Raw genomic sequence first — 14,574 nt, forward strand, 5'->3', positions numbered from 1 at the left:
GCAGTACTTGAACGGAAGACGAGGCAGCCGATGACTGGTTTTGAGACCGCGCTCCGTGACGCGTTAGAAGGGAGTGTCGGCCGCCCTGTACACCTGTCGCGCGACGCTCGCGAGGAGATACAGACCTGCACCGACGACGACAACAGTCCCGACTGTCCGGGAAATGCCGGGAAGCGGCGATTCGACGACGCCGGATAGGTTTCGCGTGACGACCGCTATCTGGATAAGGAGCAGTCCCAGCAGGACCAGCAGCATCGCGACACCCCGGTGGAGAGACCGTTGCAGAGCGGGCTCTGACATACCGGAGCCACACGATTGTGGTCGGTATAGTGTTTACTCACTCGGGCACCCGACGCTGTCCGGTCCCCCGAAAGCAAAGGCCCGCGAGTCGACCGTCAACACTCTTAAACACGGACATCAATGGAGTAGATATGACACACGACGAGACAGCAGGGGGCATCACCCGCGGGCACCGTGACTGCCGACGCACCGGGGAGGTCGTGCGATGAGCGACCGTCCGGAGATGTTCGAGGGGGCCGACCGCATCTGGATGGACGGCGAGTTCGTCGACTTCGAGGACGCACAGACCCACGTCCTCACGCACGCGCTGCACTACGGGACCGGCGTCTTCGAGGGCGTCCGCTGTTACGACACCGAACAGGGGCCGGCCATCTTCCGCTGGGAGGAACACCTGGACCGCCTGTACAAGTCCGCAAAGCCCTACGACCTCGACATCGAGTTCAGCAAGGACGAACTCACCGAGGCGACGACGGAACTCATCGAGACGGAGGGATTCGAGTCGTGTTACATCCGCCCCATCGTCTACTACGGCTTCGACTCGCTGGGCGTGAGTCCGAAGAACTGCCCGACGAAGACCACCATCGCGGCGTGGCCGTGGGGCGCGTATCTGGGCGAGGAAGCGCTGGAAGAGGGCGTCGACGTGATGGTGTCGTCCTGGCGCAAGCACGCCTCCAGCCAGATCCCGACCAACATCAAGACGACAGGGCTGTACGTCAACAGCATGCTCGCCGGCGAGGAGGCCCGCCGGAACGGCTACACCGAGGCCATCGTCCTCAACAAGGAGGGCAACGTCGCCGAAGGCCCCGGCGAGAACATCTTCATGGTGCGGGACGGGGAAATCTTCACCCCGGGGCTGGCCGAGAGCATCCTCGAAGGCATCACCCGCAACACCGCGATCACGCTCGCCGAGGAGATGGGGTACACCGTTCACGAGGAGGCGACTATCTCTCGTGGCGAACTGTACACCGCCGACGAGCTGTTCTTCACCGGTACCGCGGCGGAAGTCACACCCATCCGGAGCGTCGACGACAACGAGATCGGCGAAGGGACGAAGGGACCGGTCACCGACGACATCCAGTCGGCGTTCTTCGATGTGATCGAGAGCGGCGAGCGCGAAGAGTGGTTCCGCTACATCTGATAGTGCGCTGAGCGGGTCAGTCGTCCGCGATGTCTTCCTCGTCGGCGACCGGAATCGGCGTGGCAGTACTGCGCTCAGTGTCGCCGAATCCGGCGCTGAGGATGCGTGTCAGTGCTTCTTCGACGCGTTCGTCGATTTCCTCGTAGCGGCTGGGTTCGACTTCGACGACGTAGCCGGTGGTGATGTTGGGGGCTGTGGGGAGAAAGAGCACGTCCCGCCCGTCGTCGGTCGTCTGTCCCGTCTTGAACGCGGTCATCCGCATCCCGTCCCACACTTCGAGTTTAACCGGGGACTGGAGTTCGTCGGTTCCCCCGACAGCCGTCTCGACCGCCATCTTCGAGGCGTTGTACACCACCCGGAGCCCGGGGACGTGGTTCATCGCGTCGTCGATGGCCCGTTCGACGATGTCGCCGAAGGCCGTCCGCATCAGATAGCCGATGGAGAACACGATGAGGATGAAGATAATCAGCGTCGTGAACACCCGGGCGAGTTCGACGGAAGAAGTTCCCGAGGGGAGTCCAAGCGCCGCCAGTAGCTCGCTGTCGATCGCCGGGATGACCGCTGCGGACGCGAGGATGGAGTAGAGATAGAGGATGACGTAAACCGTCACCAGCAGGGGCAACAGAACGATCAGGCCGCTCGCGAAATCGCGCTTCCACGACGTTGACGAGGCCATACAGGTACGTATTGGGCGCGGGATATGAGCCCTTTCCTTTGGTGCGCGCCCGCGATGCCGGTTCGCGGTCGACACCGACGACGGCGGAGTCGTCGCTGCCGGGCTACCACTCGGCGACGCTGCCGTCGTCGTGTCGCCAGACGGGGTTGTGCCAGTCCACGTCCTGCTGGGACTGCTCCCGGAGGAACCCCTCGTCGATGTCGATGCCCAGACCGGGGTCGGTGGGCACGCTGACGAAGCCGTCCTCGTAGTCGAACACCGACGGGTCGGCGAGGTAGTCCAGCACGTCGGTGGTCTCGTTGTAGTGGATGTCGATGCTCTGCTCCTGGATGAGGGCGTTGGGCGAGGAGGCGTCGACCTGGACACACGACGCGAGCGCGACCGGACCGAGCGGGCAGTGGGGGGCCATCGCCACGTCGTAGGCCTCGGCCATCGACGCGATCTTGTACACCTCGGTGATGCCGCCGGCGTGGGAGAGGTCGGGCTGGATCACGTCGACGGCACCGTCCTCGAACACCTCTTTGTAATCCCACCGGGAGTACATCCGTTCGCCGGTCGCGATGGGGATCTCGGTGTGGGCCGCAAGCGCCGGCAGCGCGTCGTTGTGCTCGGGCAACACCGGTTCCTCGATGAACATCGGCTCGTAGGGCTCCAGCGCCGACGCGAGCCGTTTGACCATCGGCTTCGTCACGCGGCCGTGGAAGTCGACGCCGATGTCGACCTCTGAACCGACAGCCTCCCTGACCTCCCGGAGACGGGTCGCGGCGGCCTCGACCGCCGCCGGGTTGTCGACGCGCTCGATTTCGGGCGTCGCGTTCATCTTCAGCGCCGTGAATCCGGCGTCGACCTGCTCCTGAGCGGCGGTCGCTACGTCGGAGGGCTCGTCGCCGCCGATCCACTGGTACACCCGAATCCGGTCCCGGGCCTGGCCGCCCAGCAGCTGGTGGACCGGCGCGCCGAGTTGCTTCCCTTTGATGTCCCACAGCGCCTGGTCGATGCCGGCGATGGCCGACATCAGGACCGGACCGCCGCGGTAGAAGCCGCCGCGGTACATCGCCTGCCAGTGGTCCTGGATGTTCTCGGGGTTCTCGCCGACGAGATAGCCCTCAAGCAGTTCCTCGACGGCCGCACGGACAGTGTGGGCCCGCCCCTCGACGACGGGTTCGCCCCAGCCGACGGTGCCGTCAGCCGTCTCCAATCGGAGGAAGAGCCACCGTGGCGGCACCTCGAACAGTTCGTAGTCGACGATGCGGTTTCCACCCGCGTCACTCGCTGTCATACCATCGCCCTCCCGCGGGGGACACACTTGCGAGCGACGCGGCGCGGCGGTTCGAGACGCCGTCCGGCGGTTCGTGCGGTCATGTGAGAGCCATCGGTGACGCTGTATTTAGCGGTTGTGTCATCCCCACTGGCGCCGGTGTCCCGGCGGGAGCGGCCGGGCGGGCGACGCGCCGACGGGCTGTTGGCCTCGGGTCCTCGACCCCTAGTCGCGGTGTCGTTCCCACGTGCGGACGAGGCCGGCAAGCGTCTCGTTAACGGGTACCGGCGCAGTCGCGGTATCGGCGACGTAGCCGTTGATCGCGTCGATCTCCGTTCGCTGACCGGCCGAGATGTCCTGTAACATCGACGAGTGGTTGGCGGCGGTATCACGGACGACTCGCTCGACGAGCGACACCGCACGCTCGTCCGAGAGGTCGATCCCCTGCTCGCGGGCGACGGCGGCCGTCTCCCGGGCGGCGTCCGCAGCGATTGCGTCGGCCGGCGGGTCGGTCAGCGCGCCGTTCTCGACGCGGGCGAGGGCCGTCACCGCGTTGATGCCGGCGTTGACCGCGAGTTTCTCCCAGAGGCGGGTCGGCATGTCCGTGGCGACGGCCGTCTCGATGCCGGCCGCCTGGAACGCCGCGCCGACCTCGTCGGCGACCGCGGACCGGCCGCCGTTGCGGTCCCCCAGCACAACCTCACCGCGGCCGGTGAACGCGACGGTGCCGGGTTCTCGAAGCCGCGCGCCGTAGGAACACGTCCCCGCCAGCACCGGGCAGTCCACTTCGGCGGCCAACGTGGTCTCGTTGCCCATCCCGTTCTGCAGCGAGAGGCAGACATCGGGCGAACAGTCCGCGAGATCCGCTGCAACGGCGGCGGTATCGTAGGCCTTGACCGTCACCAGCGCGAGGTCGGCGCTCTGCGGAACCGTCGTCTGTGCGCTGGGGTGGACCCGGAACTGCTCGGTCCCGACCACCGAGAGACCGTTCTCGCTGACGCTGCCAACATGTGGCTCCCGCCCCACGAGCGTCACGTCGTGTGCCCGCGCGAGCAGGCCACCGACGAGGCTACCCAGACTTCCGGCCCCGACGACGACGATATCCATACCGACGAGCAGGACGGGCCCGGAAAAAAACCCATCACCGGCGGGCGGAATCAGCACGCACTTGGCTGCGAGCGACGAACGGGCGTTCATGGGCGACTCCGACGACGCCGAGGCGGTAGTTCGGGCCATCGACGAGATCGGCATCGACCGGCTGACCGAGACGATCGTCACGGCGTGGGAAGGACTGGGCTCCGGCGTCGAGCCGGGACCGACCTGGCCGGGGGACGAAACCAGATATCGGTTCGAGCTGTCCACCCCAGGCGAAGCTGTCGGGCTGGACGTGTTCGCAGCGGTGCTGGACGCGTCACCGCGGACCCCCACAGAGGCGTTCGTCCACCTCGGACTGGGGCGGCGGGACAACCCCGGCGGCGAGCGGTTCGCCGTCGAGACGATCGCGGGCCACACCGACGTTTCAGCTACCGACACCCACACGACCGGGACCGTACCGATGACAGCGGAGACGTTCGACGCGCTGGCGCGAGTCTACGGCGAGACGCTGGTGTACGCGGTCGTCTGTGACGGTGACGGACGGGCGATTCTCGAACGGGACTGGACGACGCTGCGGTTCTCGCTGCCGCCGTCGGCCGTCGAGACAGTGCGGGAGACGGTCGGGGCGGCCGACGCCGAGCGGTTCGAACAGACGCCCTAGTCTTCCTGCCAGTAGTAGATATCCTCTTTCTGTGCGCCACAGGACGGGCATTCTTCGGGGATATCCTCGATCTGGCCCATCTCGCCACATTCCCAGCAGCGCCACATCAGTTCGGCCTGACCCGCGGCCCCGGCACTGAGATGTTCACTCGACAGCGCCTCGATGCCGTCCTCGACCGTGACGTAGAACCCGTGTTCGTCGAAGCCGCGGATGGTCCCGAGTTCGTTGCCGTTCTCGTCGTACACCGTCTGTCCGAACGAGTACTCGTCGCTTTCGATGTTCGTGGTCATGTCAGCCATACATAGAGCTAGTCGGAGCGAGATATGATAAATGCTAGCGTGGTTCAGAATAGCCATGATTGACGGCCCGTTCGGTGGAGGACAAACCCACACGCCGACAGTCGAGACGCCGGCGTCGCTACCGCGAGAACAGGCTGTTGTGGACCGGCGCGAAGTCGCTCTCCTGGCTGTCCTCGACCACCGAGTCGGTGACAGCCTTGCCGTCGACGCCCGCGTCGAGGAAGTCAGACAGCGGCGGCCCGACGTTGTCCGGTTCGACGAGGAACGCATCGTGACCGTGGTCGGAGTCGATGACGTGGTGGGCGACGTTCGCGTCGGCCTCCCGGAGCGAGTCGGCCAGCGCCTCCGCCTGCTGGGTGGTGAAGTGCCAGTCGGCGGTGAAGGACATCACCAGCGCGTCGCCGTCGAAGGCCGCCAGCGCGTCCGCGTCGGACTCGAATCCCGCGGCGAGGTCGTAGTTGTCCATCGCCCGGGTCAGGTAGAGGTAGCTGTTGGCGTCGAAGCGCTCGGTGAACTTCTCGGCGTTGTAGTCGAGATAGGACTCCACGTCGCGGTACGGGAAGAACGCGCCGGCGGCGTCGGTGGGGAACGTGCGGACGGCGTCCCGACCCGCGGCGCGGCGGCCGAAGCGGCGCTCCATAGACGCCTTCGAGAGGTACATCACGTGGCCCAGTTGGCGGGCCAGCGCCAGGCCGTCGCTGGGCGGCTCCTGATCCTCGCCGTAGTAGTGGCCCTGGTTCCAGTTCGGGTCGGTCGTGATGGCCCGGCGGGCGATGGCATCCAGCGCGAGACACTGCGTATCGAGTCGCGCAGCGGCGGCGATGGGGACGATGCGGTCGACGTGGTCCGGGTGGCGCTTGGCCCACTCCAGGACGTTCATGCCGCCGACGCTGCCGCCGACGACGGCGTGGAGGTGGGGAATCCCGAGTTCGTCGAGCAGCGCGCGCTGGGCCTCGGTCCAGTCGCCGACGGTGACCGGTGGGAAGTCGGTGCCGTAGGGGTCGCCCGTCTCCGGGTTCTCGCTTTTCGGCCCCGTCGAGCCGTAACAGGAGCCCGGCACGTTCGCACAGACGACGTAGTACTCGGTGGTGTCGATGGCCTTGCCCGGGCCGACGATGTCGTCCCACCAGGCGCGGGCCTGGTCGGCGCTGTCGACGCGGTCGCGACCGGCGACGTGGGCGCTGCCGGTCAGCGCGTGACAGACAAGCACCGCGTTGTCGCCGTCGAACTCGCCGTATGCCTCGTAGGTGATTTCGAGGTCCGGAATCGACTCCCCGGAGTCGAACTCGAACTCGCCAAGCGAGACGGTGTCGTGGTCGACGTTCATGTCACGCGGTCGATTGTGGCGTCGATATCCCCGATGATGTCCTCGGGGTCCTCGATGCCGACGCTGAACCGGAGGAGGTCCGGCGTGACGCCGCTGGCGCGTTGCTCTTCCTCGCTGAGTTGGGCGTGGGTGGTCGAGGCTGGGTGGATGACCAGCGTCTTCGCGTCGCCGATGTTGGCGAGGAACTGGGCCAGTTCCGTCTCCTCGCAGAACTGCCGCCCAGCGTCGTAGCCGGCTTCCAGCCCGAAGGTGACGATGCCGCCGAACCCGCCGGAGAGGTACTGCTGTGCCAGGTCGTGGGTCTCGTGGCTCTCCAGGCCGGGATAGGTGACCCAGGCGACCTCGGGGTGGTCTTCGAGATGCTGTGCGACAGTCATCGCGTTCTCGCAGTGGCGCTCCATCCGCAGGGAGAGCGTCTCTGTCCCCTGGAGGGTCGCCCAGGCGTCGAACGGTTTCTGGCCGTCGCCGAGCGAGCGGAGGGCACGCTGACGGGCGGCGACGGAGAACGCGCGGTCACCGAAGGCATCAGTGAAGTTCTTGTCGAAGGCCTCGTTCTGGCCGCCCAGTTCCGGGAACTTCTCGGGGTACTCGTCCCAGGGGAACGACCCGCCGTCGACGAGGACGCCGCCGACGGTCGTCCCGGATCCGTGGATCCACTTCGTCGTCGACTCCCAAAGGACATCGACGCCGTGGTCGAGCGGGTTACAGAGCGCCGGGGTCCCGAACGTGTTGTCGACAAAAACGGGCACGCCGTGGTCGTGGGCCACCTCGGCGATCTCCTCAATCGGCGGAACCACGAGCGAGGGGTTGCCGATGGTCTCGAAGTGGACGTAGGCCGTGTCCTCGTCGATGGCCTCGGCGTAGGCGTCCGGGTCGAGCGTGTCCACGAACCGCGTTTCGATACCCCGCCGACTGGCGGTCTTCGAGAAATAGGAGTGCGTGCCGCCGTAGATGGAGGAGGCCGTCACGATATTGTCGCCGTTGGACGCGAGGACGAACGTCCCGGCGTCGAGTGCGGCCATCCCCGACCCCGTCGCGACGGCGTCAACGGCGTTTTCCAGCGACGCGATGCGGTTTTCGAGCATCCGCACCGTCGGATTGTCAAAGCGCGAGTACACGTTGCCGTCGTCATCCAGGGCGTACCGGTCGGCCGCGGTGTCGGCGTCCTCGAAGACATACGACGAGGTCTGATAGATGGGCGGCGCGCGTGCCCCCGTCGCCGGGTCCGGCTCCTCCTGGCCGGCGTGGACACAGCGCGTCCCGAATCCGTAGTCGGTAGTCATGTGCAGTATGCATATATCTCTAGCTATCTATAACCGCGAGTTACGGCAAAACTCTCCCCAGCCCCGGAGTTGTCACCGCGCTCTGAGGCGCTCCGCCAGCGAAGCCAGCGAGTCCACCTCATGGGTTGCCCCGACCGGGGAGTCGGCGTCAGCGTTGTGAGCGCGGCGGATGAACACGGCGTCGAGTCCGGCCCGGGTCGCCGCGAGGACGTCCGTGGCCCGGTCGCCCACGTAGATGCCGCCGTCACCACTGACGGCCACCAGCGCGTCCAGCAGGTAGTGCGGGTCGGGTTTCCGTCGGTAGAACCCGCGAACGCCCGTGTCGCGCCCGCGGACGTGCGAGAACGCGTCGAGATTGTGGTAGTCGACGACGAAGCGGACGACCGCGTCGTAGTTGTTGCTGACCAGTCCGAGCGGGTATCGCTCGGCCAGTGCGTCGAGGGCGGTCACGTCGTCGTACGGCGTTCTTACCCCGGCTTCGAGGCGGTCGACGGCCCGGCGGGCGCTGTAGTGCTCCCGGCGGCCAAAGAAGGCGACCGGGTCGACGCCGAGGCGGCGACACCCCGCGACGAAGTCGGTGTCGTACTCGTAGCCAGCCAGCAGGGACCGAGTTTCGGAATCGGGGTCGAGTCCGGCCTCTGCGAGTGCGTCCGCCAGCGCACGGTCGTGGACGGCGTCGTCGGTGCCGTGGCCTTCGAGCACGACGCCGTCCATGTCGAACAGGACGACGGGGTCGTGGTCGCCGGGCGCAGACACGTCGTCGGGCCGGGTGGAGGGTCCCAGACTCATCGGACCATCCGCCGGGTGTACGCAGAGATACCTTCACTGACGACCACGACGCCGAGGATGGCAATCAGCATCATCGACACCGAGCGCCAGGCGAACGCGTTGACCGCCTGGAACAGTTCCACGCCGATACCACCCGCGCCGACGAATCCGAGCACCGTCGAATCCCGAATGTTGATTTCCCAGCGGTACACCGAGAGCCCGACCAGTGCCGGCTTGACCTGTGGCAACACGCCATAGAGGAGAATCTGGACTGGTGAGGCACCGGACGCACGTATCGCCTCGACCTGTCCGAAGTCGATTTCCTCGATTTCCTCGCCCAGTAGCTTCCCGAGGAAGCCGACCGAACGGAACGCGATAGCGATAGCACCCGCAAGCGGGCCGGAACCGAACACGACGACGAATATCAGCGCCCAGATGATGGTGTTCACCGAGCGGCTAACCGTCACGATCAGCTTTCCGAGCCAGAACGTCGCGGAGTTTGGGGTCGTGTTCTCGGCGGCCAGCAGCGCCACCGGGGTCGCAAGCACCAGCGCGCCGGCCGTCCCGATAGCGGCTATCTGGACTGTCTCTATCAACGGGTCGACGATGGTGCCGGCGTAGGCGACGTCTGGCGGATACATCCGGGTCAGCAGGTCGGAGATTTCCCGTGGCACCGTCTCCGCGTCGACCAGGCTGACGTCCATGAACCGCCAGGAAGCGACGACTGTCACGAGCGCGAGCAGCCAGATCCCAAAGCGGGCAAGCCGACGGCGGCGGTCGAACCGGCGCCAGGCATGGTGTTCGCTCGCCATCACTGATACCTCCGTCGAACGACGGCACTGACACCCTCTGCGACCAGTACGACGGCGACTATCGCGAGCAGAATCGCCGAGACGTAGCCGTACTCGTACCGGTTGAACGCAGTGAGCAGAATCGACCCGATACCACCCGCGCCGACTATTCCGATAATCGTCGAGGTCCGGATGTTGATGTCCCAGCGGTACACGGAAAGCCCGGCGAACCGCGGGACGATCTGTGGGACAACGCCGTACAGGAGCGTCTGTATCGGCGACGCACCGGACGCTTTGATAGCGTCGACGCTACCCATGTCGATGTCCTCGATGTCCTCGGCGAGGAGCTTCGAAAAGAAGCCGACGGTTTTGAACGTTATTGTGACGACACCCGCGAGCGGGCCGAAGCCGACAGCCTTGACCGCGATAATCGCGACGATGATGGCGTTGAACGCACGCGAAACCGAGATGAACCCACGGTTGAGCGCGTACAGTGGCTTCGGCGAGAGGTTCTCGGCGGCCATAAACGCTATCGGGACGCTGAGGACGATTCCGGTGAGCGTCGACACCATCGCCATCGCAATGCTCTCGAGCATCTTCTCGACGATGCGTGTGGTCTGTCGGGGCGTGGCCCGCGGCGGGAAAAAGTCACCCAGCAACGCGACGGCGTTGCCGAGTCCGTCGGCGATCCGCGACGGCGCGACGCCGAGCCCCCACGCCGACCAGACGAAAAGCGCGATACCAGCGCCGTAAATGGTCCACTTGACCTCCGGGCGGCCGAATGCAGAGGGACGGTCCCAGGTCCGTTCGCCCGTGGCCACGTCAGGTCCCTCCCGGCACCGACCGCTCCCGCTCTTCGAGTACCCCGCTCTCCCCGCCTGCTGCGACAGACGCGGTTCCGCTGTCAGGGGCGTCGGCCCCGCGGTACACCTGGTCGAGGCCCTGTTCGTCCAGTGCTTCCGGGGTGCCCTCGAAGACGAGTTCGCCGTCGTGAAGGCCGACGATGCGGTCGGCGAATTCGATGGCGAGGTCTACCTCGTGGATGTTTATCAGTACCGGCACCGACTGCTCGGCGGCGATGTCGGTTAGGAGTGTCATAACCGTACTCGACGTTTCGGGGTCGAGGCTCGACGTGGGTTCGTCGACGAGCAGTATCTTCGGCCGCTGGATGACTGCCCGTGCGATACCGACGCGCTGGCGCTGCCCGCCGGACAGCTCGTCGACGCGCTTGTCCTCCATCCCGTCGAGCCCGACGCGGTCGAGGATTTCGTAGGCCCGTTGGACGTCCTTTTCGGGGAAGTTCCGCCGTAGCGCCTGCCAGGTAGAGACGTAGCCGAGCCGCCCGGAGAGGACGTTTTCCATCACGGTTAGGCGCTCGACCAGATTGTACTCCTGGAATATCATCCCAATGTCCCGACGGGCCGCCCGGAGTTCGTCGTCGCCGAGCGCTGTCAGGTCCCTCCCGTCGAGTTCGACCGTCCCGTCTGTCGGTTCCGTGAGGCGGTTGATACAGCGGATGAACGTGCTCTTGCCGGCACCGCTGGGACCTATCATCGCGACGGTCTCGCTGCCCTCGACCGAGAGATCCACACCTCGAAGCGCCTCGTCCCCGGACGCGTACGTCTTCTGCAAGCCGCTGACTGTGAGCATTATTCGCTGAGCGCGCCTGCCTCGTATTCGACGTCGTTGTACCCCTGGATGACCATGATGTCGTACCAGTGACGGCGGTACTCGATGGGGACGAACTCCGTGTAGTCGGTGCGTTCGGCGTAGGCTGTCCCGCTGAAGTCGGTGTCGAGCCACGCGGCCTGGATACCCTCAACGATGTCGGGGTGGAGATTGTAGCGGTAGGTTATCGGACCGTTCGGGAACGGGTTCGACGCCCAGACGACTTTGAAGTCGTCAAAGCTGAGGCTGCTGTCGCCCTCCACAGTGTCTTTCATACACGTCGAGCAGATGGGGCCAGCGTCGAAGTCGCCGGCCGCTATGCCGCGGGTCGTGTTCGAGTGCCCGCCCGAGAAGTTGACCTCGTAGTCCTCGCCCGGCGTCACGCCGAATTCCTGGTCGAACAGCGCCGAGGGGGCCTGGTGACCGGAGTTAGACGACGGTTCGGCGTGAGCCATCCGCACATCGTCGTTAGCGAAATCTTCGACGCTCTGGATGCCGTCGGCGTCGGCCCGCGTCGTCGCGAACAGCCGATAGCCAAACGCTCCGTCCGAGCCGATACCGACCGCGAAGGGGACCGCCCCGGCGAGATTGACGGCGAAGGCCGTCGCGCCGGTCGAAAAGTTCGCGATGTGGGCCCGCTCGGAGCGCATCGCCTCGACGGACGCCGCGTAGCTGTCGACCTTGTTGTACGTGACGTCCTTCCCGGTTTCCTCGCGGATGCGGTCGAACACCGCCTCGAAGTCCTCCTCGTAGCGACCCTGCACGTCCTCGCTCGGGCTCTCGGTGAACACCAGCGTGTCCGGGTCGAGCCACTCGCTCTCGTCCTCCGGTGTCTCCTGAACCGGGTCACCGTGAGGAACCTCGTCGACTTCCCGCTCACTCATCCGTTCGAGGTCCGCCCGTTTCCCGCGCTGGTACCCCGCGTCGATGAGCGGGGTAGCGAGATAGTTGTTCTCCGCCCAGTTAGGGTCCGAGAACTCGAAGGACCCGGAGTCCGCCAGCATCGAGTCGCCGCCCGACCCATCGGATCCGCTGGCGTCGTTGGCACCGCTCGACCCTTCACCGCTCGAACAACCAGCGAGCCCGGCAGCGACGGCCGCGGCTGAGCTTTTTAGGAAGACGCGCCGGCGCGTAGCATCGTTCTCTGACATCAAGTGGGACGCGGGATTGCTATTACTTGAATATATCGTAATATTTATATTTTCGAGACTATAGTCACGGGAGACAGTCGTTCAGGTATGAGCAGTATATGACCTTTCACGGCCGTACGTACCGCTATATAGCGACAATAGAGGAGCGTAGGTTCGCGCGGATACGGATCGATAATTGTTTGTCAGTTCTAGATAATAACGGGAATGTGAGCCGACAGGGACTGCTCCACAGACTCAGAGCGCCAGCGTACACCGGGCCCAACCGGTGCTGGCCGTGTACCGCCGTCAACGTCGGGATCGTCGCGGTCGTGAGTGCTGTCGCCGGTGTCGTGGTCCCGGCCGCAGCGGTCGTCGCCGCATTGGGTGGCCTCACGCTCGTTTGGCTCCGTGGCTATGTCGTCCCAGGGACGCCAGCGCTGACGAAACGGTTCGTCCCCGACCGGCTACTGGCCTGGTTCGGCAAGTCGCCGGCTGGACCGCCGCCCTCGGGAGCTCCGAGCGAGCGACTCCGCTCGCTCGGCGTCGTGACCGCCTCCGACGAACCGCGACTCGCACCCTCGTTTCGGCAGGCGTGGGCGAGCACGGCCAGAGGACTTTCCAACGACCCGGCCGCGCGTCGAGCCGCGGCGGCAGAGGCCGTGTCGGCGACGGCCGCCACCGTCGACGTAACCCGGTCGGATGGCGGCGGGGTCACGCTCGCTGTCGGCGGCGACTGGGTCGGCCAGTGGCCCTCAGAAGTAGCCCGCATCGCGGACCTCGCGACGGAAGAGACCCTCAGTGACACCGCCTGGACCCAGTTGAACCGGGCCGAGCGGGCGGACCTGGCCGCCCGTATCCGGGGACTGGCCGACCGCTGTCCGGTCTGTGACACGTCGACTCAGGTGGCCGACGACACCGTCGAGTCGTGCTGTCAGTCGCGGGCAGTCGTCGCCGTCACCTGTCCGGAGTGTGACGCCCGGCTGGCCGAGTTCGACCCCGCAGGCGCCGGGTTCGGGCCCGGGCTGTGAGTGGCTGATACGGATTGTTGTAGCGATTTACCGGTATCCACCGACCACGGGGTCGGTGTAATCCGGCGATAATCTACAATGATCCGTATGAGTCCGGGCCGTGGGTGCCGATGACACAGACCGGACTGCCGGGAAACGGTTCGTAATAGGCCGCTATCGTCGGGCTATTTATATACCGACACCAACACACTGGTAGCAATGGATCACGTCACTGCCGGACAAACCAGCCGACAGATCCTCGACGCCGTCGGCAGTGCCGTCATCGCTGACGACCACTTCCTCGAAACCGTCATGACCGGAATCCTCGCCCGTGGACACGTCCTGCTGGAAGACGTGCCGGGCACGGGGAAGACGCTCACCGCCCAGTCGTTCGCGACGGCGCTCGACCTCTCCTTCAAACGGGTGCAGTTCACGCCGGACCTGCTGCCGTCCGACATCACCGGCTCGAACGTGTACAACGAAGCTACCGGCGAGTTCGACTTCCAGCCCGGCCCCGTTTTCGCCAATGTCGTGCTGGCTGACGAAATCAACCGCGCGCCACCCAAGACCCAGGCCGCGCTGCTCGAGGCGATGGGCGAGAAGCAGGTGACCGTCGACGGCGTAACCCACGACCTCCCGGACCCCTTCTTCGTCATCGCCACGCAGAACCCCGTCGAGCAGGAGGGGACGTTCGGCCTACCCGAGGCCCAGCGGGACCGCTTCATTCTCAAGACGGCGATGGGCTACCCCGACTTCGGCGGTGAACGCGAACTCATCGACCGCCGGGCTGACCGGACCGCCCAGGCCCCGAGCGTCACAAGCGTCATCGACGGCGAGCGCCTCCCGGCGCTCCAGCGGACCGTCGAATCGGTCACCGTCGACGGCACGCTTCGGGACTACGTCGTCGAACTCGGCCGGGCCACCCGCGAGGACGACCGCGTCGATGTCGGCGTCTCCCCGCGTGGCATCCAGCGGCTGTTCGAAGCCACCCGCGCCGCCGCGGTCCTCGACGGCCGCGACTACGCCGTCCCGGACGACGTGAAAAGCGTCGTCGAGGAAGCGTTCGCCCACCGGCTCGTGCTGACCGCCGACGCAGGTGTCCGCGGCGTCGACCCGGCGACCGTCGTCGACGACGTGCTGGACCGCGTCGAAGTGCCGGCCGTCAGTCCCTGA

16 protein-coding genes are annotated in these 14,574 nt (G+C 65.9%); 4 read left to right on the forward strand and 12 right to left on the reverse strand.

Features of this window, described 5'->3' with window-relative positions; genetic code table 11:
• Positions 1–63 precede the first annotated feature (63 nt).
• A complete protein-coding gene (locus tag ACY9XZ_RS04505) occupies positions 64–300 on the reverse strand; it encodes a hypothetical protein (protein ID WP_463455858.1) in 237 nt (78 codons plus the stop codon).
• 205 nt (positions 301–505) lie between these two features.
• Here ACY9XZ_RS04505 and ACY9XZ_RS04510 point away from each other — a divergent pair, with 205 nt between their 5' ends.
• Positions 506–1,438, forward strand: a complete 933-nt coding sequence (locus ACY9XZ_RS04510; protein WP_463455859.1) for a branched-chain amino acid transaminase — start codon at positions 506–508, stop codon at positions 1,436–1,438.
• Between the two features lie 16 nt (positions 1,439–1,454).
• On the opposite strand, the gene ACY9XZ_RS04515 is transcribed toward ACY9XZ_RS04510, so the two are convergent.
• The 3 genes from ACY9XZ_RS04515 to ACY9XZ_RS04525 form a co-directional block, all read right to left on the reverse strand.
• On the reverse strand, positions 1,455–2,114 hold the full coding sequence (locus tag ACY9XZ_RS04515; RefSeq protein WP_463455860.1) for a DUF502 domain-containing protein: 660 nt from the start codon (positions 2,112–2,114) through the stop codon (positions 1,455–1,457).
• Positions 2,115–2,217: 103 nt separating this feature from the next.
• On the reverse strand, positions 2,218–3,393 hold the full coding sequence (gene dgoD, locus ACY9XZ_RS04520; protein ID WP_463455861.1) for a galactonate dehydratase: 1,176 nt from the start codon (positions 3,391–3,393) through the stop codon (positions 2,218–2,220).
• A gap of 204 nt (positions 3,394–3,597) precedes the next feature.
• Positions 3,598–4,479, reverse strand: a complete 882-nt coding sequence (locus ACY9XZ_RS04525) for a ketopantoate reductase family protein (protein WP_463455991.1) — start codon at positions 4,477–4,479, stop codon at positions 3,598–3,600.
• Positions 4,480–4,567: 88 nt separating this feature from the next.
• Here ACY9XZ_RS04525 and ACY9XZ_RS04530 point away from each other — a divergent pair, with 88 nt between their 5' ends.
• On the forward strand, positions 4,568–5,128 hold the full coding sequence (locus ACY9XZ_RS04530; protein WP_463455862.1) for a hypothetical protein: 561 nt from the start codon (positions 4,568–4,570) through the stop codon (positions 5,126–5,128).
• Here the strand turns inward: ACY9XZ_RS04530 and ACY9XZ_RS04535 are convergent.
• From ACY9XZ_RS04535 to phnD, 8 genes are all read right to left on the reverse strand, one after another.
• Positions 5,125–5,427 (reverse strand): DUF7130 family rubredoxin-like protein, encoded by a 303-nt coding sequence (locus tag ACY9XZ_RS04535; RefSeq protein ID WP_463455863.1) that lies wholly within the window; start codon positions 5,425–5,427, stop codon positions 5,125–5,127. The two genes, ACY9XZ_RS04530 and ACY9XZ_RS04535, sit on opposite strands and share 4 nt — an antisense overlap.
• A gap of 118 nt (positions 5,428–5,545) precedes the next feature.
• A complete protein-coding gene (metX, locus tag ACY9XZ_RS04540; protein WP_463455864.1) occupies positions 5,546–6,754 on the reverse strand; it encodes a homoserine O-acetyltransferase MetX in 1,209 nt (402 codons plus the stop codon).
• A complete protein-coding gene (locus ACY9XZ_RS04545) occupies positions 6,751–8,037 on the reverse strand; it encodes an O-acetylhomoserine aminocarboxypropyltransferase/cysteine synthase family protein (RefSeq protein WP_463455865.1) in 1,287 nt (428 codons plus the stop codon). The genes metX and ACY9XZ_RS04545 overlap by 4 nt, the downstream gene beginning before the upstream one ends.
• 72 nt (positions 8,038–8,109) lie before the next feature.
• On the reverse strand, positions 8,110–8,826 hold the full coding sequence (locus tag ACY9XZ_RS04550; RefSeq protein ID WP_463455866.1) for an HAD family hydrolase: 717 nt from the start codon (positions 8,824–8,826) through the stop codon (positions 8,110–8,112).
• Complete coding sequence (phnE, locus tag ACY9XZ_RS04555) at positions 8,823–9,617, reverse strand: phosphonate ABC transporter, permease protein PhnE (RefSeq protein ID WP_463455867.1); 795 nt, start codon at positions 9,615–9,617, stop codon at positions 8,823–8,825. Before phnE (ACY9XZ_RS04555) ends, ACY9XZ_RS04550 begins: the two co-directional genes overlap by 4 nt.
• Complete coding sequence (phnE, locus tag ACY9XZ_RS04560) at positions 9,617–10,417, reverse strand: phosphonate ABC transporter, permease protein PhnE (protein WP_463455868.1); 801 nt, start codon at positions 10,415–10,417, stop codon at positions 9,617–9,619. The genes phnE (ACY9XZ_RS04555) and phnE (ACY9XZ_RS04560) overlap by 1 nt, the downstream gene beginning before the upstream one ends.
• Position 10,418: 1 nt before the next feature.
• Positions 10,419–11,246, reverse strand: a complete 828-nt coding sequence (gene phnC, locus ACY9XZ_RS04565; RefSeq protein WP_463455869.1) for a phosphonate ABC transporter ATP-binding protein — start codon at positions 11,244–11,246, stop codon at positions 10,419–10,421.
• Entirely contained in the window at positions 11,246–12,268 is a 1,023-nt protein-coding gene (gene phnD / locus ACY9XZ_RS04570; RefSeq protein WP_463455992.1) for a phosphate/phosphite/phosphonate ABC transporter substrate-binding protein, read from the reverse strand. The genes phnC and phnD overlap by 1 nt, the downstream gene beginning before the upstream one ends.
• Before the next feature lie 353 nt (positions 12,269–12,621).
• Between phnD and ACY9XZ_RS04575 the strand changes: the two genes are divergently transcribed.
• Together ACY9XZ_RS04575 and ACY9XZ_RS04580 are read left to right on the forward strand one after the other, a co-directional pair.
• The gene (locus ACY9XZ_RS04575; protein WP_463455870.1) at positions 12,622–13,422 is read left to right on the forward strand and encodes a hypothetical protein; all 801 of its coding nucleotides are present in this window, start codon (positions 12,622–12,624) and stop codon (positions 13,420–13,422) included.
• Positions 13,423–13,620: 198 nt separating this feature from the next.
• Positions 13,621–14,574, forward strand: coding sequence for an AAA family ATPase (locus tag ACY9XZ_RS04580; RefSeq protein WP_463455871.1), 954 nt, complete (start codon positions 13,621–13,623; stop codon positions 14,572–14,574).

It is taken from the genome of Haloarcula sp. HT12, from assembly GCF_055271655.1.

Bases quoted from the DNA above. Each gene is read 5' to 3' on its own strand.
- ACY9XZ_RS04545 (WP_463455865.1), bottom strand. From the start codon at position 8,037: ATGACTACCGACTACGGATTCGGGACGCGCTGTGTCCACGCCGGCCAG.
- ACY9XZ_RS04550 (WP_463455866.1), bottom strand. From the start codon at position 8,826: ATGAGTCTGGGACCCTCCACCCGGCCCGACGACGTGTCTGCGCCCGGC.
- phnE (WP_463455867.1), bottom strand. From the start codon at position 9,617: ATGGCGAGCGAACACCATGCCTGGCGCCGGTTCGACCGCCGCCGTCGG.
- dgoD (WP_463455861.1), bottom strand. From the start codon at position 3,393: ATGACAGCGAGTGACGCGGGTGGAAACCGCATCGTCGACTACGAACTG.
- ACY9XZ_RS04535 (WP_463455863.1), bottom strand. From the start codon at position 5,427: ATGGCTGACATGACCACGAACATCGAAAGCGACGAGTACTCGTTCGGA.
- ACY9XZ_RS04525 (WP_463455991.1), bottom strand. From the start codon at position 4,479: ATGGATATCGTCGTCGTCGGGGCCGGAAGTCTGGGTAGCCTCGTCGGT.
- ACY9XZ_RS04580 (WP_463455871.1), top strand. From the start codon at position 13,621: ATGGATCACGTCACTGCCGGACAAACCAGCCGACAGATCCTCGACGCC.
- phnC (WP_463455869.1), bottom strand. From the start codon at position 11,246: ATGCTCACAGTCAGCGGCTTGCAGAAGACGTACGCGTCCGGGGACGAG.
- ACY9XZ_RS04515 (WP_463455860.1), bottom strand. From the start codon at position 2,114: ATGGCCTCGTCAACGTCGTGGAAGCGCGATTTCGCGAGCGGCCTGATC.
- ACY9XZ_RS04530 (WP_463455862.1), top strand. From the start codon at position 4,568: ATGGGCGACTCCGACGACGCCGAGGCGGTAGTTCGGGCCATCGACGAG.
- phnD (WP_463455992.1), bottom strand. From the start codon at position 12,268: ATGCTGGCGGACTCCGGGTCCTTCGAGTTCTCGGACCCTAACTGGGCG.
- ACY9XZ_RS04510 (WP_463455859.1), top strand. From the start codon at position 506: ATGAGCGACCGTCCGGAGATGTTCGAGGGGGCCGACCGCATCTGGATG.
- ACY9XZ_RS04505 (WP_463455858.1), bottom strand. From the start codon at position 300: ATGTCAGAGCCCGCTCTGCAACGGTCTCTCCACCGGGGTGTCGCGATG.
- metX (WP_463455864.1), bottom strand. From the start codon at position 6,754: ATGAACGTCGACCACGACACCGTCTCGCTTGGCGAGTTCGAGTTCGAC.